Source organism: Stenotrophomonas chelatiphaga (assembly GCF_001431535.1).
Classification (GTDB): Bacteria; Pseudomonadota; Gammaproteobacteria; order Xanthomonadales; family Xanthomonadaceae; genus Stenotrophomonas; species Stenotrophomonas chelatiphaga.
Window position 1 is genome coordinate 1 of the sequence record NZ_LDJK01000005.1, and the last position, 24,412, is coordinate 24,412.

Annotated in this window: 19 protein-coding genes; 8 read left to right on the top strand and 11 right to left on the bottom strand. The window is 67.8% G+C overall.

All coding sequences use genetic code 11. The features are described from left to right. The 7 genes from ABB28_RS17870 to aspS all read right to left on the bottom strand — a co-directional run. Nucleotides 1-157: KUP/HAK/KT family potassium transporter (locus ABB28_RS17870; RefSeq protein WP_152983344.1), on the bottom strand; the 157-nt coding region annotated here is incomplete at its 3' end. Between the two features lie 40 nt (nt 158-197). Next, nucleotides 198-791: a Holliday junction branch migration protein RuvA gene (ruvA, locus tag ABB28_RS01160; RefSeq protein ID WP_042613465.1), complete on the bottom strand. Its 594-nt coding sequence runs from the start codon at nt 789-791 to the stop codon at nt 198-200. A gap of 13 nt (nt 792-804) precedes the next feature. Then, complete coding sequence (ruvC, locus tag ABB28_RS01165; protein ID WP_057506871.1) at nt 805-1,326, bottom strand: crossover junction endodeoxyribonuclease RuvC; 522 nt, start codon at nt 1,324-1,326, stop codon at nt 805-807. 8 nt (nt 1,327-1,334) lie between these two features. Then, nucleotides 1,335-2,060, bottom strand: coding sequence for a YebC/PmpR family DNA-binding transcriptional regulator (locus tag ABB28_RS01170; protein ID WP_057506872.1), 726 nt, complete (start codon nt 2,058-2,060; stop codon nt 1,335-1,337). A 94-nt stretch (nt 2,061-2,154) separates the two neighbouring features. Then, complete coding sequence (locus ABB28_RS01175; RefSeq protein WP_057507019.1) at nt 2,155-2,787, bottom strand: esterase/lipase family protein; 633 nt, start codon at nt 2,785-2,787, stop codon at nt 2,155-2,157. Between the two features lie 90 nt (nt 2,788-2,877). Further along, the gene (locus ABB28_RS01180; protein WP_057506873.1) at nt 2,878-3,411 is read right to left on the bottom strand and encodes a GNAT family N-acetyltransferase; all 534 of its coding nucleotides are present in this window, start codon (nt 3,409-3,411) and stop codon (nt 2,878-2,880) included. A gap of 81 nt (nt 3,412-3,492) precedes the next feature. Further along, the gene (gene aspS / locus ABB28_RS01185; RefSeq protein ID WP_057506874.1) at nt 3,493-5,244 is read right to left on the bottom strand and encodes an aspartate--tRNA ligase; all 1,752 of its coding nucleotides are present in this window, start codon (nt 5,242-5,244) and stop codon (nt 3,493-3,495) included. 159 nt (nt 5,245-5,403) lie between these two features. Between aspS and ABB28_RS01190 the strand changes: the two genes are divergently transcribed. Next, nucleotides 5,404-6,159 carry a DUF3011 domain-containing protein gene (locus ABB28_RS01190; protein WP_057506875.1) on the top strand — a complete coding sequence of 252 codons (756 nt, stop codon included), beginning with the start codon at nt 5,404-5,406 and terminating at the stop codon, nt 6,157-6,159. Nucleotides 6,160-6,293: 134 nt separating this feature from the next. On the opposite strand, the gene ABB28_RS01195 is transcribed toward ABB28_RS01190, so the two are convergent. Further along, nucleotides 6,294-6,965, bottom strand: a complete 672-nt coding sequence (locus tag ABB28_RS01195; RefSeq protein ID WP_057506876.1) for a hypothetical protein — start codon at nt 6,963-6,965, stop codon at nt 6,294-6,296. 46 nt (nt 6,966-7,011) lie between these two features. Next, entirely contained in the window at nt 7,012-7,248 is a 237-nt protein-coding gene (locus tag ABB28_RS01200; RefSeq protein ID WP_057506877.1) for an FmdB family zinc ribbon protein, read from the bottom strand. Between the two features lie 117 nt (nt 7,249-7,365). Between ABB28_RS01200 and ABB28_RS01205 the strand changes: the two genes are divergently transcribed. Then, nucleotides 7,366-8,607 carry an MFS transporter gene (locus ABB28_RS01205; protein ID WP_057506878.1) on the top strand — a complete coding sequence of 414 codons (1,242 nt, stop codon included), beginning with the start codon at nt 7,366-7,368 and terminating at the stop codon, nt 8,605-8,607. Between the two features lie 68 nt (nt 8,608-8,675). Beyond that, entirely contained in the window at nt 8,676-10,922 is a 2,247-nt protein-coding gene (gene ggpS, locus ABB28_RS01210) for a glucosylglycerol-phosphate synthase (RefSeq protein WP_057507020.1), read from the top strand. Nucleotides 10,923-10,999: 77 nt separating this feature from the next. Here the strand turns inward: ggpS and bla are convergent, their stop codons facing one another. Further along, entirely contained in the window at nt 11,000-11,896 is an 897-nt protein-coding gene (gene bla / locus ABB28_RS01215; RefSeq protein ID WP_057506879.1) for a class A beta-lactamase, read from the bottom strand. Between the two features lie 178 nt (nt 11,897-12,074). Here bla and ABB28_RS01220 point away from each other — a divergent pair, with 178 nt between their 5' ends. Further along, complete coding sequence (locus ABB28_RS01220; RefSeq protein WP_057506880.1) at nt 12,075-12,938, top strand: LysR family transcriptional regulator; 864 nt, start codon at nt 12,075-12,077, stop codon at nt 12,936-12,938. Between the two features lie 45 nt (nt 12,939-12,983). Here the strand turns inward: ABB28_RS01220 and ABB28_RS01225 are convergent, their stop codons facing one another. Continuing rightward, complete coding sequence (locus tag ABB28_RS01225; protein WP_057506881.1) at nt 12,984-14,849, bottom strand: ABC-F family ATP-binding cassette domain-containing protein; 1,866 nt, start codon at nt 14,847-14,849, stop codon at nt 12,984-12,986. A gap of 326 nt (nt 14,850-15,175) precedes the next feature. Between ABB28_RS01225 and ABB28_RS01230 the strand changes: the two genes are divergently transcribed. From ABB28_RS01230 to ABB28_RS01245, 4 genes are all read left to right on the top strand, one after another. Then, on the top strand, nt 15,176-17,557 hold the full coding sequence (locus ABB28_RS01230; RefSeq protein WP_057506882.1) for a TonB-dependent receptor plug domain-containing protein: 2,382 nt from the start codon (nt 15,176-15,178) through the stop codon (nt 17,555-17,557). 126 nt (nt 17,558-17,683) lie between these two features. Next, entirely contained in the window at nt 17,684-19,387 is a 1,704-nt protein-coding gene (gene ybaL / locus ABB28_RS01235; RefSeq protein ID WP_057506883.1) for a YbaL family putative K(+) efflux transporter, read from the top strand. Nucleotides 19,388-19,820: 433 nt separating this feature from the next. Beyond that, complete coding sequence (locus tag ABB28_RS01240; RefSeq protein WP_057506884.1) at nt 19,821-21,713, top strand: M28 family metallopeptidase; 1,893 nt, start codon at nt 19,821-19,823, stop codon at nt 21,711-21,713. Between the two features lie 9 nt (nt 21,714-21,722). After that, on the top strand, nt 21,723-24,377 hold the full coding sequence (locus ABB28_RS01245) for a M13 family metallopeptidase (RefSeq protein WP_057506885.1): 2,655 nt from the start codon (nt 21,723-21,725) through the stop codon (nt 24,375-24,377). Nucleotides 24,378-24,412: the final 35 nt, after the last annotated feature.

Consider the following 24,412-nt stretch of genomic DNA (forward strand, 5'->3'; position numbering starts at 1 on the left):
GCCCGTAATGGCCCGAGAACGCTTCCTTCAGGGTGTACAGCGGGCTGGTGCCGATGTCACCGAACACCACGCCGATCGCACCGACCACCAGGGCCATGCTGCTCCCGGTGGGTGCATGGCCGTGGCTGCCATCTTGCGGGTTGCTGGGGGTGGACATGGCGGGGCCAGGTGGGGGTATCGAAAGGTAAGGGGCGGCTTCAGCGCAGGGCCGACTGCAGCGCCTTGCGGATGACCATGGCGACGTCGTCGCCCTCGGCATTGGCGTCGCGTGCCATGCGCGCCGCTTCGGCCGGCTTGTAACCCAGCTGCTGCAGCGCCACGGTGGCTTCGGACACCGGATCGGCCGCGGCCGGCCCGCTGCTGGACGGCAGTGCGCCGCCTGCGCCCAGCTGCGCGGCACGGTCGCGAAGTTCCAGCACCATGCGCTCAGCGGTCTTCTTGCCGATGCCCGGGATGCGGGTCAGCGCGGTGACGTCACCAGACTGCACCATCCGCACGAACTCTTCCACGCTGGCTGCCGACAGCACCGCCAGCGCGATCTTCGCGCCGATCCCGCTGACCTTCTGCACGTCGCGGAACAGGCGGCGCTCGCCGTCGCGCAGGAAGCCGTACAGCGAAACGCTGTCTTCCTTCTGCGCGTAATGCGTGTACAGGATCACCTCGCGGCCGATGTCGGGCAGGTCGTAGAACGTGCTCATCGGGGCTTCCAGCTCGTAGCCGACCCCGTTGACGTCCACCACCAGCCACGGCGGCGCCTTGTAGGCGACGATTCCACGCAGGCGACCGATCATGCAGCAGTGCTCCTCATTTCCGGCCCCACGCCTGGCGGGCGCTGAGCCCCAGGCGGTTGGCCGTGGCCCGTACGTGGGCATGGGTGATGGCCACGGCCAACGCATCAGCGGCGTCGGCCTGCAGCTTCGTCTTCAGGCCGAGCATGAGCCCGACCATGTGTTGGACCTGTTGTTTTTCCGCCCCGCCGCGTCCGACCACCGCCAGCTTGATCTCGCTGGCCGCGTATTCGCTGACCGGCAGGTCGCGCAGCACCACCGCCGAAATCGCCGCGCCGCGGGCCTGGCCCAGCTTCAGCGCCGAATCCGGGTTGCGCGCCATGAACACCTTTTCGATGGCCACTTCATCGGGCTGGTAGGTCACGATCAGCTCGGCCAGTCCCAGCACCAGGATCTTCATCCGCTGCGGGAAATCATCCGCACCCAGCAGCACCAGCGGCTGGTGGTGGACGTGCGTGACCCGGCCGGCCGCATCGACGTCGATGATGCCGACCCCGGTACGTTGCGAACCGGGGTCGATGCCGAGGATGCGGGTCATTGACAGGCTTAGGCGTGCGCGCCGAGATCGGCGTTGGAGTAGACATCCTGCACGTCGTCGAGGTCTTCCAGCATGTCCAGCAGCTTCTTCACCTGCAGGGCCGTGTCGCCCTCCACCGCAATGTCGTTGTCGGCGCGGAAGGTGATTTCGGCATGATCACCGGCCAGGCCGGCGGCGGCCATCGCATCGCGCACGGCGTGGAAGGCGTCCGGCGCGGTGACCACGTCGATGGAGGCGTCATCGGGGTACACCACGATGTCGTCCGCACCGGCCTCGATCGCCGCTTCGGTGATGCGGTCTTCGTCGGCGCCGGACGCGTAGCTGATCACGCCCAGGCGCTTGAACATGAACGCCACCGAGCCTTCGGTGCCCATGTTGCCGCCGCACTTGCTGAACGCATGGCGGACATCGGCGACGGTGCGCACCTTGTTGTCGGTCAGGCAGTCGACGATCACGGCCACGCCACCGGGCGCATAGCCCTCGTAGCGGATCTCTTCGTACTCGACGCCTTCCAGCTCACCGGTGGCCTTCTTGATCGCCCGCTCGATCACGTCCTTGGACATGTTCGATGACAACGCCTTGTCCATGGCCACGCGCAGGCGCGGGTTGTTGTTGGGGTCGCCTCCGCCACCACGCGCGGCAACGCCGATCTCGCGGATGATCTTGGTGAAAATCTTGCCGCGCTTCGCGTCAGACGCGTTTTTGCGGCCTTCAATCGAGGGACCTCTACCCATGGGGGCTTCCGTTTGGCAGCTTCAGGAACAGGGCGCGGATTCTACCTGATCGGGCGCCACTACCGTGTCCACCCCGCCGCACGGCCCGCTGCGGTCAGGCCGCAGCCGACGCCTGCCCGGGATGGAAGCGCCCATGGCGCAGGAACTGCGCGGTCTGCCGCGCCGCGTCCAGCGAAAACACCAGCCCACTGTGGCTGCAGCGCACGACACAGTGGTCAGCCAGTCCCGGCAGCCGGGTTTCCGCCAGCGCCACGGTGCCGTCGGAGTCGCCTTCCAGCGCCCCCAGCAGGCTGCCGAGCCCGTGCGGCACGCAGCCGGCGATCAAGCCCACCTTGGCCGCGCCCTGCCAGTCCGGCAGGCCATCCAGCAGCAGTTCGCTGCTGCGCCCGAGCGCGGCGGCCCAGCCGTGTTCGGCGAGGATGCGGGCCGTGCCGCTGCCGCGCAGCGGGGATCCCAGGCAGACCACCCGCTCTACCTGCAGGCCGGGGTCCTGGCGCAGCGCTTCCAGCGCCACCAGACCGCCCAGGCTGTGGCCGACCAGAGACACCGGACCGCGCTGCTGCAGGCGCTCCAGCAGTTGCGGCACGGCCACGTCGGGGCCGCCGAGCACGCTGGAATAGCCGAAGGTTTCGACCTGGAAGCCACGCGCGCGCAGGCGCCAGGCGAGCGGGCCGACCCAGGCGCGGGCGTTCCAGATTCCATGCAGGAGCAGGACCGAAGCAGTCATCGATGTGGGCTGGCTGTGTGGCGTGGCATGCAGGGGCATGGTGCCACGATTGAGCGCCAGCACGCAGAAAGCGTCAGTGAACGAATGCCCTCAGCCGGACGACGGTTCACGCCGCAGGATGAACTCCAGGTCGTTGGTGTCACCGACCGGGAACAGGTACTCGCCCACTTTATGGAAGCCATAGCGGGCGTAGAAGCGCTGCGCGCCAAAGTTTTCCGACCAGACCCCCAGCCACAGCGGACGCGGGCCGTCGCGTTCCAGCCAGGCCAGCGCGGTCTCCAGCAGCCGGCTGCCCCAGCCGCTGCTCTGCTCGGTCTTGACCAGGTACAGCCGCTTCAGTTCGCCATCGCCAGGACTCACATCCGGATGCGGCAGGCCGCATGGGCCGGCCGCCGCGTGACCGATCGCCACGCCGTCGTGCTCCAGCAGCCACACCGCGTAATCCGGGTGCGCCAGGATGATCCGCTGGCGGTCCACGGCGTAGTTTTCGTCGAGAAAATCCCGCAGGTGCCGAGGCGGGTACAGGTGGCCGAAGGTTTCGGTGAAGGTACGCGCCGCGAGCACTGACAAGGTCGCTGCGTCGTCGACAGTGGCACGGCGGATGCGGTAGGAACCCTGGACCATGTGCTTGCCCTTGTAGTGTCGAGCAGGCGCGACGGCGCTGCCGGAAGGCTGCCGGCGGGTGTCCGGCAGCCGTTGAATGCCTCAGGCCTTCTTCGGACGCACCTGGATGTGCACTTCGGCCAGCTGTGCATCGGCGATCGGCGACGGCGCATCGGTCATCAGGCACTGCGCGCCGGTGGTCTTCGGGAACGGGATGACGTCGCGGATCGACTCGGTACCGGCCATCAGCGCGGCGATGCGGTCGATGCCGAAGGCGATGCCACCGTGCGGCGGCGCGCCGTAGTTCAGCGCATCCAGCAGGAAGCCGAACTTGGCGCGGGCTTCTTCGGCATCGATGCCGAGCAGCTCGAACACCGCGCTCTGCATGTCCGGACGGTGGATACGGATCGAACCACCGCCGATCTCGTTGCCGTTGAGCACCATGTCATAGCCGCGCGACACCGCGGTCTTGGCGTGCGTGCGCAGGTCGGCGATGTCATCCACCGCCGGTGCGGTGAAGGGATGGTGCAGGGCGACGTAGCGCTGTGCTTCCTCGTCCCATTCGAACATCGGGAAGTCGGTGACCCACAGCGGTGCCCAGCCATCGGCGACCAGGCCGAAGTCCTTGCCGGCCTTCAACCGCAGCGCGCCCATGAAATCGGACACCTTGTTGTAGCCACCCGCGCCGAAGAACACGATGTCCCCCTTGCCGGCGCCGACGTGGGCCAGCAGCGCGGCGAAGCCGTCTTCACTGAAGAATTTCTGGATCGGGGAGCTGATTTCACCGTTCTCGCCCACCTTGATGTAGGCCAGGCCCTTGGCGCCGTACTTGGCGGCGTGGGCGGCGTATTCGTCGATCTGCTTGCGCGACAGCGTGGCGCCGCCGGGGATGCGCAGCGCCGCCACGCGGCCGTCGGCATCGTTGGCAGCGGCGGTGAACACCGGGAACTCACTGGACTTGACCAGCTCGGCCACGTCCACCAGTTCCAGCGCGATGCGCAGGTCCGGCTTGTCCGAGCCATAGCGACGCATCGCCTCGGCCCAGGTCATGCGCGGGAAGCGGGCGTCCAGCTCCACGTCGACCACTTCCTTGAAGATGCCGCGGATCATGTCCTCCACGAAATCCTGGACGTCCTGCTCGCGCACGAAGGCGAACTCCATGTCCAGCTGGGTGAACTCCAGCTGGCGGTCGGCACGCAGGGCCTCGTCGCGGAAGCAGCGCGCGATCTGGTAGTAGCGGTCGAAGCCGGCCACCATCAGGATCTGCTTGAACAGCTGCGGGCTCTGCGGCAGGGCGTAGAACTCGCCCGGATGCATGCGCGCCGGCACCAGGAAATCGCGCGCGCCTTCCGGGGTAGCCTTGGTCAGGATCGGGGTTTCGATGTCCTGGAAGCCACGCTCGTCCAGGTGGCGGCGCAGCGCCTGCACCAGCTTGATGCGGGTGCGCTGCATGCGCTGCATTTCCGGGCGGCGCAGGTCCAGGTAACGGTACTTCAGGCGGGTTTCTTCGCCCGGGTTCTCGTGTGCATGGAACGGCAGCGGCGCGGCCTTGTTGAGCACGGTGATGGCCGTGGCGATCACTTCCACCTTGCCGGTGGCCATCTTGTCGTTGACCGCGTGGCGGGCACGCACCACGCCTTCCACCTGCAGCACGTCCTCGTAACCGAGCGAGGCGGCCACGGCGAACACTTCGGCGTTGTCGACCTCCACCGTCACCTGCACGATGCCCTCATGATCGCGAAGATCGATGAAGCAGACGCCGCCCTGGTTACGGGCCACGTCGGTCCAGCCGGCGAGGGTGACAGTCTGGCCAATCAGGGTCTCGTCGACCAGGCCGCAGAAGTGGGTACGCATGGGGGAAAGCTCCGCTGTTGTACGCCGGCGCCAGGAAGGACCGGAAAGCCCGTTATTCTGGGGCCGAGCCCCCACCGGGGGCAAATCCTTGGCAGTCACGCCGATTTAATCCGGTCCATCCCTATATTCGCCCACCATCGACCGCTCGGGGATGTCGCCATGAACCGCTGGACCCTGGCCTGCCTGGCCACCGCGCTTGCCTGCTCTACCCCGCTGTTTCCCGCCCATGCCCAGATCGGCACCCGCGCCTACGCGCCGGAAAACCTGTCCCAGCTTTCCGGCAATGATCGCAGCCGGGTGATCGCCCAGGAGTATGCCGACCAGTCCAATGGGCGCCGCATCCCGGACGACCAGCTGCAGTTCTATCTGGCCCAGGTCAACTCCGGCTGGGGCTTTTCGCGCATCAAACAGGACATCGCCACGTCACTGCGCGGAGGCGGAGGCGGAGGCGGCGGCGGCCACGGCGGCAACTGGGGCGGCGGGGGCGGCCAGGACAGTGGCAGCATCCGCTGCGAGAGCCAGAACAACCGCGAGCGGGTGTGCAACACGGGCTGGCGCAACGCGCGACTGGTCCGGCAGATCTCCGGCACGGCCTGCGTGGAAGGCCGCACCTGGGGCACCCGCGATGGCGCGGTCTGGGTCAACGGTGGTTGTCGCGGCGAGTTCGCCGAAGCCCGCGGCTCCAGCGGGGGCAACTGGGGCGGCGGCTGGGGCGGGGCCAACAACAATTACAGCGTCACCTGCAGCAGCAACGACAAGCGTCGTTCCAGCTGCGCATGGGAAGCACGGCGCGGCCGGCCGGTGTTGATCGAACAGCTGTCCGGCAGCGCCTGCAGGGAGAACCAGACCTGGGGGTACAGCAACGGAAGTCTGTGGGTCAGCAACGGCTGCCGCGCACGCTTCGGCGTGCGCTGACCACCCGTCGGTAGCGACGGCCGCTGGGCGTCAGCTTTGGTGGGTGACGACCGTTGGTCGTTACGTCCCTGCCGCTGCGCTCGCCGAGCACGGCTCGGCGCTACCCTGCTTCCGTTAGTGACGGCCGCTGGCCGTCAGCCTCCTGCCCTGGTGGGTGACGACCGTTGGTCGTCACGCTGTTTGTCCGCGCCCCACGGCGGCGGCGGCAATGCCACCGGCCGGGCCAGGTCGAACACCACGCGGAAGCGTCGCCCATCGGGCCGGGTCAGTTCGTAGACGAACTGCCGGTCCGGGTCGATCTCCATCGCCCAGGTGTTGTGCGTGGAGGCCAGCATGTCGGCCTTGCGGAACATCGCCACCGAATCGGTATCGACCGGGAACTCCTGGCGCTGGGCCGTGCCCGGGCGCTTGCTGTCGCCGCCATACAGCGTGATCGCATCCGGGCTGCCGTCGGCATGCCGGTGGTCGTGCTTCAGGCGCAACCCGGTCTCGGTGCGGCTGAGTACCCAGGTGCGCGAATGGTCATCGCCGACATGGAACGGGATCCGCAGCTCGTGGGCCGGGTCCTCGCAGCCACGCACGTGCATCACCAGCGGTTTTCCCGCGAACGGGTCCGGGCCGGTGCTGGCCGGATTGTCTTCCACCACCTGGCCGGCAAAGGCCTTGCCGCAGTAAGCGGCCACGCTGGCAAGGAAGGCATCGGCCGGCGCGTTGGCCACCTCGTGCGCCACCGGGTCAGGGGAAGGGTTGCTGCAGCCTGCAAGGGCCAACAGCGCAGTGAGACAGGACGTCCGGAGCAGGTTCATCGCTCCACCCTACCCAGCCACGTCGCAGGGCGCAAACCCTGCCGGCTTATTCGCTCTTGGCAGACGCTGCCGCTGCCGGTTTCTCCGCCAGGTTCTTCTTGTTGGAACCGAAGTCGGTCTCATACCAGCCACCGCCGGCCAGTCGGAACGAAGGCGCGGTGATCTGCCGCTTCACCGTCTCCTTGCCACAGGAAGGGCACTGCGTCGGGTCTGCATCGGCAATTTTCTGCAGGCGGTCAAAGGCGTGGCCGCAGTCGGCGCAGGCGAATCCGTAGATCGGCATGGTAGTGGTCAGATAGGAATCAGGCGCGCATGTTAAGGCATTGCAGGCAGCCCGGCAGACCCCCTGTGTTAAGGTCGGTGACGTGTTTGCCCAACCTTCCCCACGAAGGTCGCACCCATGTTGCGGCTGACTTCACTGCTGCTTGGCGTGGCTTTGCTGCTTACCGGCGGCGGCCTGCTGGGCACCCTGCTGGCCGTGCGCGGCGGGCAGGAAGGCTTCAGCGCCAACGCGCTGGGTTGGGTGATGTCCGGCTATTTCGCCGGCTTCTTCGTCGGCACCTTCACCGCCCCGCCGCTGATCCGGCGCATGGGCCACAGCCGCGCCTTCGCCTTCCACGCCGCGCTCGCCACCATGGCGGTGCTGCTGCATCCGCTGTGGCTGGATCCTTGGGGCTGGGGCCTGCTGCGGGTAGTCACCGGCATCGCGCTGGTCGGCCTGTATACCGTCATCGAAAGCTGGCTCAACGCCGAACCCGACCCGCAGCGGCGCAGCCGGGTGTTTTCGCTGTACATGATGATCAACCTGTCCGCACTGGCACTGGGCCAGGTGCTGCTGATGCTCGGTGACGCCGGCGCGGCGGCGATGTTCACGGTCACCGCGCTGCTGGTCTGCGCGGCCATGCTGCCGGTCACCGCCACCCGCCTGCAGCAGCCGGACGTGCCCAACGTGCCGCGCCTGAAACTCGGCAACCTGTACTCCCTGGCGCCGGTGGCGACCGTCGCCGCCGGTCTGTCCGGGCTGGCCATGGGACCGTTCTGGGGCCTGCTGCCGGTATTTGCCGGGGACATCGGCCTGAGCGGCGATGGCGTGCCCTTGTTCATGCTGGCGGCCATCGCCGGCGGCGCCCTGCTGCAATGGCCACTCGGCCGCATCAGCGATGGTCACGACCGGCGCATCGGCCTGATGGCGGTCAGCCTGGCCGCCGCCGGGCTGGCGGTCCTGGCGGCCATGCCGCTGATCCAGCAGCAACTGCACGTGATGTTCCTGCTGGTGTTCTGCTACGGCGGGCTGGTGTTCGCGCTGTACCCGTTCGCGGTGGCGCACATGCTCGATTACCTGGCCAGCGAAGACCTGCTGTCCGGCTGCAGCAGCCTGCTGCTGGTGCATGGCGTCGGCGCTGCGGTCGGCCCGGCCATCGCCGGCGCGCTGATGAGCCGCTTCGGCGCCCCCGCGCTGCCGCTGTACTTTGCGGCCGTGTTGATCTGCCTGGCCGCCTTCACCGGCATGCGGCTGCTCTCGCACGCGCGCCTGCGCACCCATCCGGCACCGTTCCGCGCGATGTTGCGCACCACGCCATCGGCGCTGGAACTGATGCCCGAAACCGAAACTCCCCTCCACCCTGAAAAGGAAACGCATTGACTGTTGGAAGCCCTCCCTCTGCTACCGAACCCGTAATCCCCGTTGTCGAAAGCGCAGCACCGCCGCAACTGATATTGGCCACCGACCTGGATGGCACCTTCCTGGCAGGCAGCGCCGAACAGCGCCACCGCCTGTACCGGGTGATCGACCAGCATCCCGGGATCCAGCTCATCTTCATCACCGGCCGCGGCCTGGAAGCGGTGATGCCCCTGCTGTCCGATCCCTCGATCCCGCGCCCGGACTACATCGTCTGCGATGTCGGCGCGACCGTGGTCGACGGCCACACCCTGCAACCCCTGCAGCCGCTGCAGTCGATGATCGAAGCGCACTGGCCCGGCGAGCACGTGGTGGCCGCCGCGATGCGCCCCTACACCGCGCTGCAGCGCCAGGACGTGCCACAGGAACGCCGCTGCTCGTACTTCTGCGATCCGGAGACGCTCGCACCGCTGCGCGCGCAGATCGAACAGACCGCACGCGCGCTGGGCTGCGACGTGCTGTATTCGGCCGACCGCTACCTCGACATCCTGCCGCCGGGCACCGACAAGGGCCGCACGCTGGCCGCCCTGGCGCGCACCCTGGGCCTGCCGGTCGAACGCATCCTGGTCGCCGGTGACACCCTCAACGATCTTTCCATGTACGTCGCCGGTTTCCGCGGCGTGTGTGTCGGCCAGTCCGAACCGGCGCTGCTGGAGGCCACCGCGGGCCAGCAGCGCACCCTGCATGCGCAGGCGCCCGGCTGCGGTGGCATCCTGGAAGCGATCACCCATTTCAACCTGCTCGACGCCCGCGATCCCCACCTGGCCGCACCCGCGCCGGTGTCGCACGAAGGCGCCCAGCTGCTGATGGTCTACCACCGCCTGCCGTTCGATGAAGCGATCGAGGACGGCAAGCTGGTGCAGCGTCCGCCGCGTTCGCCGAACGGCATCATTCCTTCGCTGCTGAGCTTCTTCAAGGGCGGGCAGAAGGGCAGCTGGATCGCCTGGGGCATCGATGACCCCAAGCACCGGCCGTTCCAGCGCCACGTGCAGGTGGACCAAACCCAGTACCCCACCCTGCGCGCCACCCGCGTGCCGCTGAGCCGGCAGGAAGTGGACATCTTCTACAAGCGCTTTTCCAAGGAAGCGTTCTGGCCGATGCTGCACGTGTTCTGGGAACGCGCGCGCTTCCGCGAAGACGACTGGCAGGTATTCCTGAAGGTCAACCGCAAGTTCGCCGAAGCCACCGCGGCCGAAGCGGCGCACGGGGCGACCGTGTGGATCCATGATTACAACCTGTGGATGGTGCCGGCCTACCTGCGCGAGCTGCGCCCGGACGTGAAGATCGCCTTCTTCCACCACACCTATTTTCCCTCGGCCGATGTGTTCAACGTGGTGCCGTGGCGACGCGAGATCATCGGCAGCCTGTTGTCGTGCGATTACATCGGCTTCCATATCCCGCGCCAGGTGGAGAACTTCGTCGACGTGGTGCGCGGGGCCGCGCCGGTGGAACGCCTGGCCTGGGAAAACTGCGCGCCGCGCTTCCTCACCTACGGCTGCGCGGTGGGGCTGGATACCATGACCACCCGTCTGCGCGTGGGCGATCGCGAAGTGGCACTCGGCGCACACCCGGTCGGCACCGACCTGCGCCGCATCCACGACACCCTGGCACGCAGCGACGTGCGCAACGACATCTTCAAGCTGCGCCGCGAGATCGGAGCACGCAAGCTGGTGCTGTCGGTGGAACGGCTGGACTACACCAAGGGCACGCTGGCCAAGCTGGAAGCCTTTGAACGGGTGCTGGAGCAGCATCCGGAGCAGTGCGGCAAGGTCACCCTGCTGATGGTCTGCGTGCCGGCAGCACGCGAAATGACCGTGTACCGCACCCTGCAGAACCAGATTGAACAGGCCGTGGGGCGCATCAACGGCCGCTTCGCGCGGCTGGACTGGACGCCGGTGCGCTTCTTCGCCAAGGCGTTGCCGTTCGAACAGGTGGTGGCGCACTACGCAGCCGCGCAGGTGATGTGGATCACCCCGCTGCGCGATGGCCTGAACCTGGTGGCCAAGGAGTTCATCGCCACCCACGGCATCGAAGGCAGCAACGGGGTGCTGGTGCTGAGTGAGTTCGCCGGTGCGGCCGCGGAGCTGAAAGGCGCGGTGCTGACCAATCCGCATGACCCTGCCGACCTGGCCGCCGGCCTGATGCAGGCGCTGCTGATGCCCGAAGAAGAAGCCGAAGCGCGCCAGCGCCAGCTGCACGGCATCGTCGAGTACTACGACGTGGACCGCTGGGGACGCGAGTTCCTTGAAGCGGTGGAAGGCAGCGGCAAGGCCGCCTAGCCTGCGGTGCCGGGCACGGGCGGCACTCCCCGGCTGCCCGGCAACCTGCGTGGCGGGCGAGCCTGCTCGCCCCTACGTCAGCCGATCATTCCCTCCGCCAGCGCGGCGACCCGGGCCAGCACCGCATCGCGCTGGCCACTGTCCACGCTGGCACCCTGCAGGTAAGCGGTGAGCACCCATGCGCTGCCGCCGCCCAGCGGCCACAGCACGCCGATGTCGTTGCGCGTGTCCTTGCCGTTGCTGCCGGTCTTGTCACCCACCCGCCATCGCGTGCCCAGGCCCGCACGCAACGTGGCGTCGCCGGTTTCATTGTCGATCAGCCAGTCCGCCAGCTGCTGCCGCGATGCCGGCTGCAGCGCATCGCCGAGCACGAACCGCTGCAGGCTCGCTGCACTGGCGGCCGGACTGGTGGTGTCGCGCGGGTCGCCCGGGATGAACCGGTTGAGCTCCGGCTCGTAGCGGTCACTGCGGGTCACCGCGTCATCGTGGGAACGCATGAACGCGGTCAGTGCCGGTGGTCCACCCAGGCGGCGCAGCAGCAGGTTCGCCGCCGGGTTGTCGCTGGTCACCATGGTCGTGCGGCACAGGTCGCGCACGCTCAGGTCCTTGCCCACGTGGCGGCGGGTCGTCGGCGCATGCTCGATCAGGTCCTCCGAGCGCATCGGCAGGCGCTCATCCAGGAACCCCGGCTGGCCCTCTGCGCGATGCAGCGCTGCCGCGGCGATCATCCATTTGATCGTGCTGCACATCGGAAAGCGCTCGTCCTGCCGGTGCCCCGTCCGCTTGCCGGTGCGGGTGTCCAGCAGGGTCACCCCAAGCCGCCCGCCGCTGGCCTTTTCCAGCGCGGCGAAGTCCGCAGCGGTGGCGATGCGGCCTGGTACCGCGGCGGGTGCGCCGCCTGCCAGGGCCGGAACGGCGAGTGAAGAGGCCAGCGCGACGGCACTGGACTGCAGGAAATGGCGGCGCGACAGCATGGGCGTTCTCCAGTCGAGGTAGGCCCATGGTGGGGGCCCGGCGGGCAACCGACCAGCGCGACGTACTGGGGACAGCCCCTCGAAAAGCTCATGACGGAATGAGCGAAATCCGCCACCCGCGACGGTATCAAGGTGGCGCGCTACCATCCGCCATCAATCCAGCTCAGCACGGCCTGCCATGTTGTCGCCTTCGCTTCCGCTCAACGCCCTGCGTGCCTTCGAAGCCGCCGCGCGCCACCAGAACCTGACCCGCGCCGCGCTGGAGCTGTGCGTCAGCCAGGCGGCGCTCAGTCATCAGATCCGCGGCCTGGAAGACCGGTTGGGCGTTCGCCTGTTCCATCGGCTGCCGCGCGGCGTGGCGCTGACCGATGAGGGCGCGGCGCTGTATCCGGTGATGAACGAAGCCTTCCACCGGATCAGCCTGGCCTTGGCACGCTTCACCGGCAGTGGCGAAAAGGAGGTGCTGACGCTGGGGGTGGTGGGCACCTTCGCCACCGGCTGGCTGCTGCCGCGGCTTGCCGACTTCGACGCTGCCCATCCGGATATCGAGCTGCGCCTGCAGACCCACAACAACCGCATCGACCTGGCCGGCGAAGGCCTGGACCTGGCCATCCGCTTCGGCGACGGCGACTGGCAGGGACAGGTCTGCACGCGCGTGCTGGCCGCGCCATTTTCGCCATTGTGCGCGCCGGGCCTGGCACGCCGGCTGCGCGTGCCGGGCGATCTGGCCGGCCTGCCGCTGCTGCGTTCGTATCGCAGTGACGAATGGCCGCGCTGGCTGCAGGCCGCGGGCATCAGCGGGGTGGAAGCGCGCGGGCCGGTTTTCGACTCCTCGTTGACCCTGGCCGCCGCCGCGACCAGCGGCGCCGGCATCGCGCTGCTGCCGCTGTGCATGTTCGAACAGGAACTGGCCGAGGGCCGGTTGCAGCAACCGTTCGCGCAGACGGTCGAACTGGGCAGTTACTGGCTGACACGGCTGCGTTCGCGCACTGAACGCGAACCTGCGCGGCGTTTCGCCGCGTGGTTGCAGGGCGCCGCCTGACCCACGGATGCAGGTGCGGACCGTGGTCCGCACGCGCAACGGCAGTCAGCCTTCCAGCAGCGCCATCCAGGCCGCTTCGGCCTTTTCCAGCTGCGCTGCCGTCGCTTCGCGATCGCGTCCCAGTACCGCCATGCGCGTGGCATCGGCGTAGTTGGACGGATCGGCCAGCTGCCGGTCCAGTTCGGCCAGGCTGGCTTCCAGTTCGGCCACCTTGCCCTCCGCGGCCGCCAGCTTGTGCGGGTTCGGTGCCTTCTTCTGCACCACCTGGACCACCGGCTCGGTCTTCACCGCCACCGGGGCCACGGTTTCGGCCAGCTTGGCCTTGGTGCCCTGTGCCTGCGGACGGGTACGCAGCCACGCCGCGTACTCGTCCAGGTCGCCGTCGAACGGCTCCACCACACCATCGGCCACGCGCCAGAACGTATCGCAGACCAGGCCGATCAGATGCCGGTCATGCGACACCATCACGATGGCGCCCTCGAAATCGCTCAGCGCCTCGGCCAATGCCTCGCGCATTTCCAGGTCAAGGTGGTTGGTCGGCTCATCGAGCAGCAGCACGTTCGGCTGCTGGTAGGCGATCAACGCCAGCGCCAGCCGTGCGCGCTCGCCACCGGAGAACCCATCCACCGACTCGAACGCGCGGTCGCCGGCGAAGTTCCACTTGCCGAGGAAATCGCGGAACGACTGGTTCGGCGCGTCCGGGGCGATATCGCGGAAATGCTCCATCGGCGACTGCCCTTCGTGCAGCGATTCCACCGTGTGCTGGGCGAAGTAGCCGATCTTCAGGTCCGGGTGTGCCGCGCGGTCACCGCTGATCGGATCGAGCTCGCCGACCAGGGTCTTCACCAGGGTCGTCTTACCAGCGCCGTTCGGACCGAGCAGGCCGATGCGCTGGCCCGCTTCCAGACCGAAGCCGACGTTGTGCAGGATCACCGAATCGGCGCCGTAACCGGCCTCGACATGGTTCAGCCGGATCAGCGAGAACGGCAGCTTGGCCGGCGGTGCGAACTCGATGCGGAACTCGCGTTCGGCACGCACCGCTTCGGTGCCGGCCATCTTGGCCAGGCGCTTCATGCGGCTCTGCGCCTGTGCCGCCTTCGAGGCGGTGGCCTTGAAGCGGTCGATGAAGCTCTGCAGGTGGGCGCGCTCGTTCTGTTCCTTCTCGTGCGCGATCTGCTGCTGGCGCAACTGCTCCGAACGCTGGCGCTCGAAGTCGGTGTAGCCGCCGGTGTACAGCTTGGCGCCGCCGTTATGCAGGTGCAGCGTGTGGGTCGCCACGTTGTCCAGGAACTCGCGGTCATGCGAGATCAGCAGCAGCGTGCCGGGATACTTCAGCAGCCACTGCTCCAGCCAGTACACCGCGTCCAGGTCCAGGTGGTTGGTCGGCTCATCGAGCAGCAGCAGGTCGCTGGGCATCATCAGCGCGCGTGCCAGGTTCAGGCGCACGCGCCAGCCGCCAGAGAACGAGGACACCGCACGGTGGTGCGTATCGGCCGGGAAGCCCAGGCCGTGCAGCAGCTTGCCGGCACGCGCTTCGGCGTCGTAGGCACCGACTTCGGCCATCTTCGTATGCGCTTCGGCCACCGCTTCCCAGTCCTCGCGGGCGGTCGCAGCGGCTTCTTCGGCGAGCACCGCTGCCACCACCACGTCGCCGCCCAGCACGAAGCTCAGCGCCGGATCCGGCAGGGAAGGCGTTTCCTGGGCCACGCTGGCGATACGCACCTTGCCGGGCAGGTCGACATCGCCCTTGTCAGCTTCCAGTTCGCCCTGCACGGCGGCAAACAGACTGGACTTGCCGGCACCGTTGCGGCCGACCACACCCACCCGATAACCGGCATGCAGGGTCAGGTCGACGTTGGACAACAGCAGCCGCTCGCCGCGGCGCAAGGCGAAATTACGGAGGGAGATCATCGGGGGGGTCCATATAACGGAATGGAATGTGCTGGTGAGCACCTTTCCTGCGACGCAATTCTAACGTTAACGAATACTTGACGTATCCCGGGGGCGCGCCAGGGTCGTTCCTCTCTCTCCCACGGAGGTCGGCCAGCGCCTCCCGGGCTCCTCCCCCAAGACCCCGTCATTGCGGCTAAATGGTTGCTTCTGCAATGGTTTTTGACGTTACCGTCATTTGACAGGGGATTAAATTGTCGTTAATTGCCGTATTGCGCACCGCAACAACGCCGTCCCGCTCCCCGAGATGTCGCCCCGGTGCCTCCCCCAACCGGAGCCACGTCCTGATGACCCGCAAGACCAGCCAACTCGCCGCCGCCGTCGCCCTGGTGCTCGGCGCGTCCGCCTTCTCCGCCGCCGCGCAGACCGCCAACACGCTCGACACGGTGATCGTCACCGGCACCCGCGTGGCCGACCGTACGGTCGCCGAATCGCAGTCGCCCATCGACATCATCACCCCCGAGGCGCTGCAGTCCACCGGCACGTCCGAACTGGCCACCGCGCTGTCGCGCGCCCTGCCCTCGCTGAACTTCCCGCGCCCGGCGCTGACCGACGGCACCAGCGGCATCCGCCCGGCGCAGCTGCGCGGCCTGTCCCCGGACCAGGTGCTGGTGCTGGTGGACGGCAAGCGCCGCCACACCTCGGCGATGATCAACGTCAACGGCAGCATCGGCCGTGGCTCCTCGGCGGTGGACATCAATGCCATCCCGATCGGCGCCATCGAACGCGTGGAAGTGCTGCGTGACGGTGCCTCGGCCCAGTACGGTTCGGACGCCATCGCCGGTGTCATCAACATCGTGCTGAAGGGCAGTGGCAGCGGCGGCAGCCTGGCCATCGACCATGGCCAGTACGCCGCCGGCGACGGCAACAAGAACCAGCTTTCCGGCGATGCCGGCTTCACCTTCGGCGATGGCCGCGGCCAGGTCCACCTGGCGGGTCAGTACAGCCAGCAGGACGAAAGCAACCGCGCCGGGCCGTACCAGGGCACCACCCCGAACACCAGCAACTTCCCCGACATCGGCGAGAAGACCTTCGTGGTCGGCGATCCGCAGGTCGATGCCTCGGCAGTCTCTGCCAACGCCAGCTTCGCCTTCAGCGACAACGTCACCGGCTATGCCAACGCGATGCTCAGCAACCGCGACATCACCTCGTTCGCGTTCTACCGTTCGCCCAACCACCTGTCACAGACCGCCCTGCTGGCCCAGGTGTATCCGGACGGCTACGTGCCGCAGATCAACCAGTACTCCAAGGACCGTTCGGTGGTGGCCGGCGTCAAGGGCAGCACGGAAAGTGGCTGGACCTGGGACCTGAGCGCCAACCACGGCGAGAACACGCTCGATTTCCACACCCGCAACAGCATCAACTACAGCCTCGGTGCGACCAGCCCGAGTTCCTTCTACGACGGCACGCTCAAGTACACCCAGGACATCTTCAACGCCGACGTCACCAAGTCGCTGGACTGGGGCCTGGCCTATCCGGTCACCCTGTCCTTCGGTGGCGAGTACCGTCGTGAGACCTGGGAACAGCGTCCGGGCGAACTGAACTCCTACACCGGCAGCGGTGCGCAGGGCTTCGGCGGCTTCACCCCGATCAATGCCGTCGACGAAGACCGCGACAACTACGCCGTCTATGCGGGGCTGGAAGCCGACCTGACCGACAAGTTCTCCGCCGGCGTGACCGGTCGCTACGAAGATTACTCGGACTTCGGCGACAAGTTCTCCGGCAAGCTCTCGGCGCGCTATGCGTTCACCGACAAAGTTGCCCTGCGCGCCACCGCCTCCAGCGGCTTCCGCGCCCCGTCGCTGGCCCAGCAGAGCTACCAGGCCGTCACCAGCACCATCGTCAACGGCAGCTTCGTCGAGCGCGGCACCTTCCCGGCCGCCAGCGCGGCCGCGCAGGCCCTGGGTTCGGCACCGCTGAAGGCGGAAACCTCCACCTCCTACAGCGTCGGGCTGGTGCTGCAGCCGGTCGACCGCCTGTACCTGACCGTGGATGCGTACCAGATCGAGATCGACGACCGCATCGCGCTGTCGTCCAACATCACCACCACCGGCAACACCGCCGTGGCCGACCTGCTGACCGGCCTGGGCCTGCCGCAGGTCACCGCGTTCTCGTACTTCACCAACGGCCTGGATACCCGCACCCGCGGCGTCGATGCCGTGGCCAGCTATACCGTGCCGTTCAGTGCCAGCAGCCTGGAACTGACCGCCGCCTACAGCTACAACGACACCGAAGTGAAGAAGTTCGACGCCTCGCCGGCTGCCTTCCAGGCCCTCGGCATCACCCAGGCGCTGATCGGTCGTGATGAGATCGGCCGCATCGAAGACAGCTTCCCGCGCGACAAGGCCATCGTCAGCGGCACGTGGCGTTCGGATCACTGGGAACTGGGCTTGGCCGCCACCCGCTACGGCAGCTTCACCGTGCGCAACTCGGCCACCGCCACCCGCGACCAGACCTACGATGCGAAATGGGTGCTGGATGCATCGGCCAGCTACAAGCCCAGCGAGAACTGGACCCTCACCCTGGGTGCGGACAACCTGCTGGACGAGTACCCGGACCGCACGGTGGACCTGCAGAACTCCACCTGGGGCATGCTGCCGTACAGCAACTACTCGCCGTTCGGCTTCAACGGCGCCTACGTCTACGGCCGCATCCGCTACACCTGGTAACGGCGGCCGGGCCTGGCTCGGCACCCTCGCAAGCAACGACAACAGACGCCGGGCACTGCCCGGCGTTTGCTGTATCCGGGCCCATCGGTGAAAATCGGGACATCCCCCGATTTACTGCGAGACCTGATGCACCATGACACCGACCTGATCAACATCGTCGCCGTTGGCCTCGGGCTCGCCTTCATCTTCGGCGCGCTGGCCAACAAGCTGCGTTTGTCTCCGTTGGTCGGGTATCTGGTCGCTGGCATCTGCGTAGGTCCGTTCACTCCCGGCTTCGTCGCCGACCAGGCCCTGGCCAACCAGCTGGCCGAACTGGGCGTGATGCTGCTGATGTTCGGTGTCGGCCTGCACTTCTCGCTGAAGGACCTGATGGCGGTGAAGGCCATCGCCATCCCCGGGGCCATCGGCCAGATCCTGGTGGCCACCCTGCTCGGCTGGGGCGTGGCCAGCCTGATGGGCTGGCCGGTCATCCACGGCATCGTGTTCGGTTTCTCGCTGGCCACCGCCAGTACCGTGGTGCTGCTGCGCGCGATGGAAGAACGCCGCCTGCTGGAAACCCTGCGCGGCAAGATCGCCGTCGGCTGGCTGATCGTCGAAGACCTGGCCTGCGTGCTCGCCCTGGTGATGATGCCGGTGCTGGCCGGCGTGTTCGGTCCCGATGCCGCCAAGGAAAACCACAGCATCGGCAGCGTATTGGCCGACATCGGCTGGACCTTCGTGCAGCTCGGCCTGTTCGTGGCGGTGATGCTGGTGGTCGGCCGCCGGGTCATTCCCTGGATCCTGGAACGCATCGCCGGCACCGGATCGCGCGAACTGTTCACCCTCGCCGTGCTGGCGATCGCCCTCGGCGTGGCCTTCGGCTCGGCGATGCTGTTCGGCGTGTCCTTCGCGCTGGGCGCCTTCTTCGCCGGCATGCTGCTCAACGAATCCGAACTCAGCCACAAGGCGGCCACCGATTCGCTGCCGCTGCGCGATGCGTTCGCCGTGCTGTTCTTCGTCTCGGTCGGCATGCTGTTCAACCCGATGATCATCGTCGAACACCCGTGGCAGGTGCTCGCCACGGTGCTGATCATCATGTTCGGCAAATCGGCCGCTGCGTTCTTCATCGTGCGGGCGTTCGGCCACCCGACCAGCACCGCGCTGACCATCTCGGCCAGCCTGGCGCAGATCGGCGAGTTCGCCTTCATCATCGCCGGGCTCGGCGTGGCCCTGCAGATCCTGCCGCCTACCGGGCAGTCACTGGTGCTGGCCGGTGCGCTGGTGTCGATCATGCTCAACCCGCTGGTGTTCGGCCTGCTGGATCGCTGGCAGGCCCGCCAGCTTGCGCTGCAGCCGGCCGAACCGGAGCCGGAAGAAGCCGACGGTCCCTCGCGTGACCTGCATGACCATGCCATCGTCATCGGTTATGGCCGGGTCGGCAGCGAACTTGCCCAGGTACTGCGCGACAAAGGCGTGCCGGTGCTGGTCATCGACGACAACAAGGAACACGTGGAAAGCGCGCACGCAGCAGGCATCGCGGCGATCCGCGGCAGTGCCGCGGCCGACCGGGTACTGGCCGAAGCGCATCCGGAGCGCGCCAAGATCGCGGTGCTGGCCATCCCGCAGCCGCTGGAAGCCGGCGAGGCGCTGGCCAAGCTGCGCGCGATCAATCCCGGCCTGACCCTGCTGGCCCGGGCACACAGCGATGCCGAGGTGCGCCACCTGCTGGAACATGGTGCCGACGGCACGGTGATGGCCGAACGCGAACTGGCGTATTCGCTGGCAGAGATGATCATGTCCACCCCGCCCTATCGCACGATGGGCCAGCAGCACAGCATTCCGGTGGTGTGAGCCCTGGCCGCCACTGGCGGCCGCCGATTCGGAGAATGTCCCCGGCCGACCCGCATCGGCCGGGGACTGCCTTGCCACGCCCTTGGAGAGGCAGGCCCACCGTAACCCAGACAATGCGCCGTGGTGATGATGCTGCGCCATGACGACCAAGCCGGACGCCATCAGGCGCACGCGGAGCAGTGCACCCGGCGACAGCGAAGCGCTTGGCAGATAACGGGCATCTGCCTGCAGGGGACGCATCTGGCCCTTTCCGCGACGGCACGCGCGAGGCCACGCTGTAGGCCTACCGCAGACCGGAGAAGGCCTCATGCAGATGGACCCGGCAACTACCGCAAGGCAGCGTAACGGAACGTTCCTCAACACGCTGCGGGGCGCTGCGCCGCCGTCGCGAGCCGCCCGCCAGCATGCACGATGGGGCAGCGGAACGATCCCGTTGCGGCTGCACAACAGCCCGGCCAACCTGGTCACCGGCGTGCTGTTGCTTACCAGCCTCGCGCCCGGCCCCTCGCTGCCAGGACCGGTGGCCGCGGGCGGCCGCGCGCCCCAGCGGATGCAGGACCCATCCTCTCCCGTGGTGGCCTTGTTGCCCTCCGCGCAGGCCAACGCGCCTTACAGGGCGCTGCCTGTCGACCTCCCTCTTACCGGCGCATGCAGCCCCAGCGCGGTCAGCAATGGCGTCATTACCGCCTGCATCACCCACCCGCGCCGCTGCGCGGCCGCGCTTACCGCCGGTACCCTGGCAGCCGTCGGGGGTGCGGCGTATGCCGGCATGGTCGCGGCGACAACCGCCCTGGCCCATGCCCCGGTGCCGCCGCCCTATCTGGCCGGCGATGCGCCTGCGCCGCACGATGAGGTGCAGGCTGCCGTCCACCAGGCCAGCGTGCTGGAAGGCGATGGCGCCGTGGCCTCGCTGGAAGATGCGTTGCTGCAGATCGCGCGCGAGTGCCGGGATGACCGCAGCTGCCGCGCCCGTGCCATCAACGAGCTGCTGCAGCACGTGCCTTCGTCCACGCTGGCGCAGTTGCAGCAGATCGTCGCGCGCACCGCAGTGCCGGCGCAGGAAGGCCTGCAGAACGCCTGGCCGTTGCCCGGCACGGCTGCGGTGCCGTTCAGCGCCGTGTCCCAACTGCACGAACTGGCCAGCACCCTGGCGGACCTGTACACACCGGCGGTGGCCGCGTTCCAGGACGACATGGAGACGATTGTCGGCGGCACGCGGCGCGCACGCGCTGGCCGCGATGGAAGCCCCGACCAGATCCAGCAGCGCTGGATCGCTGCCAATGCCTACCGACAGCAGGCCATTGCCGGATTGCTGGCGCGTGATGTCGGCCAGGTCGCGCACCTGCCGTACACGCTCCATGGGCTTGCGCACCTGTTCATCGCAGACGGCACCGAAGCGTTCAACCTGCACGTCACCGTGCCCGCAGCCGGCACCACACCGCCCACGCGGCGCGTGCTGCTGGTCGCCCACAGCGACATGATCGGCCGCGCGTTGGGCTCGGAGGGCGCATATGACAATGCGTCCGGCGTAGCCACGCTGCTGCATATCGCCCGCCAATGGCAGCGTGCTCCGTCCAACAACGGCACCCAGCTGGAGCTGCTGGTCACCTCGCATGAGGAACTCGGCTTCCTTGGGGCACGCGCTTACGTGGCCGACTGCCTGCAGCAGGGCAACTGCCCCGACTTCGTGGTCAACGTGGACATGGTCGGCCGGGGTGGCCATGCCTATGCGATATCCGGCACCGAACAGCTGGCTGGATCGCCGCACCTGGGCCAGCCATCGATGTACCTGCAGGCACCGCCGGTCAGCCCCATCGAACAGCGCGCGCGCGTGCAACTGGAACAGCGCCTTGCCGCACGGGGCTTCACCCATCCACCGGCGGAGGACGCACCGTGGATGACCTCGGACAACATCGCGTTCCAGAATGCCTCCATCCCCTGCGTAGGCCTCAGTCAGGTCAGTGGCGCCGACGCGCGGCAGTGGAAACAGTGGGAAGACGCCCGCAAGACGTGGCAACGGCTGGACGCCGCAGTGGACTGGGAGCGCTGGGAGGCTCGGCAGAAGGGCGCGCAGCTGCCGCCAGAAGAGGCGCGGGTGCTGGACGAGCGTTACCAGGCCGCGGCCGCGGCATACGCCGTTTACCGGCGCCTGCGCGAACAGCATGCGAACGCGCCGCCGAATCTGATCCATGGACCGCGTGACCGCCTGCATCGCGTCAATCCCGCAATGGGTGTGGACTTCGCCGATGCGCTGCTGGATGGCCTGCGCCACCTGCAGTGGGACGCCGAGTCGCCAGCCGCTGATTCTGCATCCCTGCACCACTGAGATCATCCGATGCCCATCTCCGCAACCCAGGCCCGTACCCAGGCGGGCCAGCACCAGCACCGCCTCCAGCGTGCCAACGCAACCTCGCTCCGGACCACCCGGCGGCAGCGATCCGGCGTGCCGACCACGCCGCTGCACCTGCGCGAGGTCAGCAACCAGCGTGCCGTCGAGCTTGGGGCGGCCATCCGGCAGCGATTGGATGCGCAGCGCGTGGCGCGGGACATTGGCGAGCTCACCGATGAGCTTGCTGTCGCGCTTCAGGCACGCAACCGGCAACCCACCGGCGCGCCGTCCATGGCGATGAACGTCCACGGCGTCTGCAACCAGATCACCTTCGCGCTGATGCTGACCACAGTGCTGCCGCCGAACACGGTGCGACCGGCAAGCAACCCGTTTCCTGCGATGCGCGCCACCGATCACACCTTCCCGCCGCCAGATGCGATCGTCCCCGCCTGGCCTCCGGGGGCTCGTGCCATGCAGCCCGATATGGAAATGGCCGTGCGCACGGACGATCCGCTGCTGGGGGACGTGCCGGCCGTCGTCCACGCCGCATCGGATGCGGCGCTGGCCACCTGCCTGCACAGTCCGCGATGGTGTGGGACCGCGTTGTGGACCGGTGCCGGCGTCACGGCGTTCTGGGCAGCGGCCGCCACTGCCGGATACCTGCTGAGCCGTGACACGGCACGCCAATACACACTTGATACCGCCCGGCTGCTGCCGCCGCTGCATTTCAACGCCAGCGAACTGGACCCCACCCAGCCTGCCTGCACGTCGCTGGGCGCGCACGTCAACCGCCTCTGGGAGAAGGACAGTGCATTGCAGCGCAGTCGCACGCAGCTGGGTACCCTGGACCACCTGCGCAGTAACGCGCTGCTGGTCTGCCAGCAACTGGCCGAGCAGATGGCCAGCGAAACGGATCCGGATACGCCCGCGCGGGTGATCGGTGACCTCTGGAGTACCGGCATGGATGAAGCCGGCATTGAAGTCGCCGGACGCGCGCCGCTGCAGCCGACCCTCGACGCCATCGCCGCGCTCACCGACCGGCCGGCGCTGACCGCCTGGCTGTTCGATGCATCGGCGCGCGGCGCGAACCCGTTGTTCGACTTCAGCGTGCTGCCTGACCAGCTGCACCCGGACACCAACATTGCCTACCTGGCGCAATCCGGGCTCGGACTGCCTGACAGCGCGTGGTACGGCGCCCAGGACAAACAGGAACTGCTGGCGGGGTACGAGCAGCATGTCGCGCGCACCCTGGTGCTGTCCGGTGCCGACGCCGATGCGGCTACGCGTCTGGCCGCGGACATCGTGACGCTTGAGCGCGCACTGGCCGCTGCGTCCGAGCCGTTCGCGGTGCTGGCCATCGACGACTCCCGCTTTTACAACCCGGTTTCGCCCGCACAGGCGCAGCACCACACCCCGCACCTGTCGTGGGACGCGTTCTTCAAGGCCCAGGGACTTGCCACGCCGGAGCGCTTCTCGCTCGGCATGCCCGGGTTCTTCGAACGCCTCGATGCATTGCTGGCCAGCACACCGCTGGACACCTGGAAGGCCTACCTGCAGTTCCATGCCACTGACTCGGCGGCGCCCTGCCTTTCCAGTACCTTCGTCGATACCCACGATGCCTTCCATGGTGGCCTGCTCAAGGGGCGGCAGGCAGCGGTGCCGCGCTTCGCTCGCGTCATGGGCATCATCCAGCAGGAAGCCGGGGATGCCCTGGGGCCGGCCTACGCGCAGGTCGCCTTCTCACCGCAGAACGAGCGCCACGTGAAGGCGATAACGCGCCAGCTCACCGCTGCGCTCGGCAACCGGCTGCAGCAATGTGACTGGATGGACGACCCCAGCCGCAGCCAGGCGCTGCAGAAGATGGACGCGATGCGGATCGACATCGGGCGGCCTCCGACATGGCCACGCTGGGGGTACGTAGGCACCAGCCGCGACAGCTTCCTGGGCAACGTGCAAGCTGTGCGCGCCCATGCCCAACGGCGCAACACCGCCCTGCTGGGCACGCCGGTGGAGACCGGGCACTGGAAGCTGACCCCGCAGACCGTGGATGCCTACCAGGATTCCGCACTGAACCGGATCGTGATTCCAGCGGCGCTGTTGCAGCCTCCGCTGTTCGATCCCAGCGCAGACGAGGCACTGAACTACGGTGGCATCGGTGCGATCATCGGCCACGAGATGGCCCATGGTTTCGACAGAATCGGCACCTTCGCCGATGCGCACGGCAACGAAATGGACTGGTTGTCACCGTACAGCCGCCAGCAGTTTGAAGCACGCGCAGCGCAGTTGCGGGACCAGATCACACAGTATGGGGATGCGGGCGGCGCGGTCGACAGCGACCTGACACTGGACGAAAACCTGTCCGACCTGGGCGGGCTCGCCATCGCGCTGCAGGCCATGCGCCAGGCAACTGCAGGTACGCCGGATCCGATGATCGACGGAATGACGCGCGAACAGCGCTTCTTCGCCAACAATGCGCTGATCTGGCGCATGATCAGCACGCCGGAACGCGCAGAGCTGGAGCGGGCGACCAACAACCATGCCCCGGGCAGCGTGCGCGCCGACGTGGCCGCGTCGAACCTGCCCGCGTTCGCCCGCGCCTTCAACTGCACGCCGGGGACGCCGATGGCACGGCTGCCCGCCGACCAGGTGCGCTTCCTCTGATCGCCGCCGCCGGGGCGGCCCGGCGGCGTCAGGCG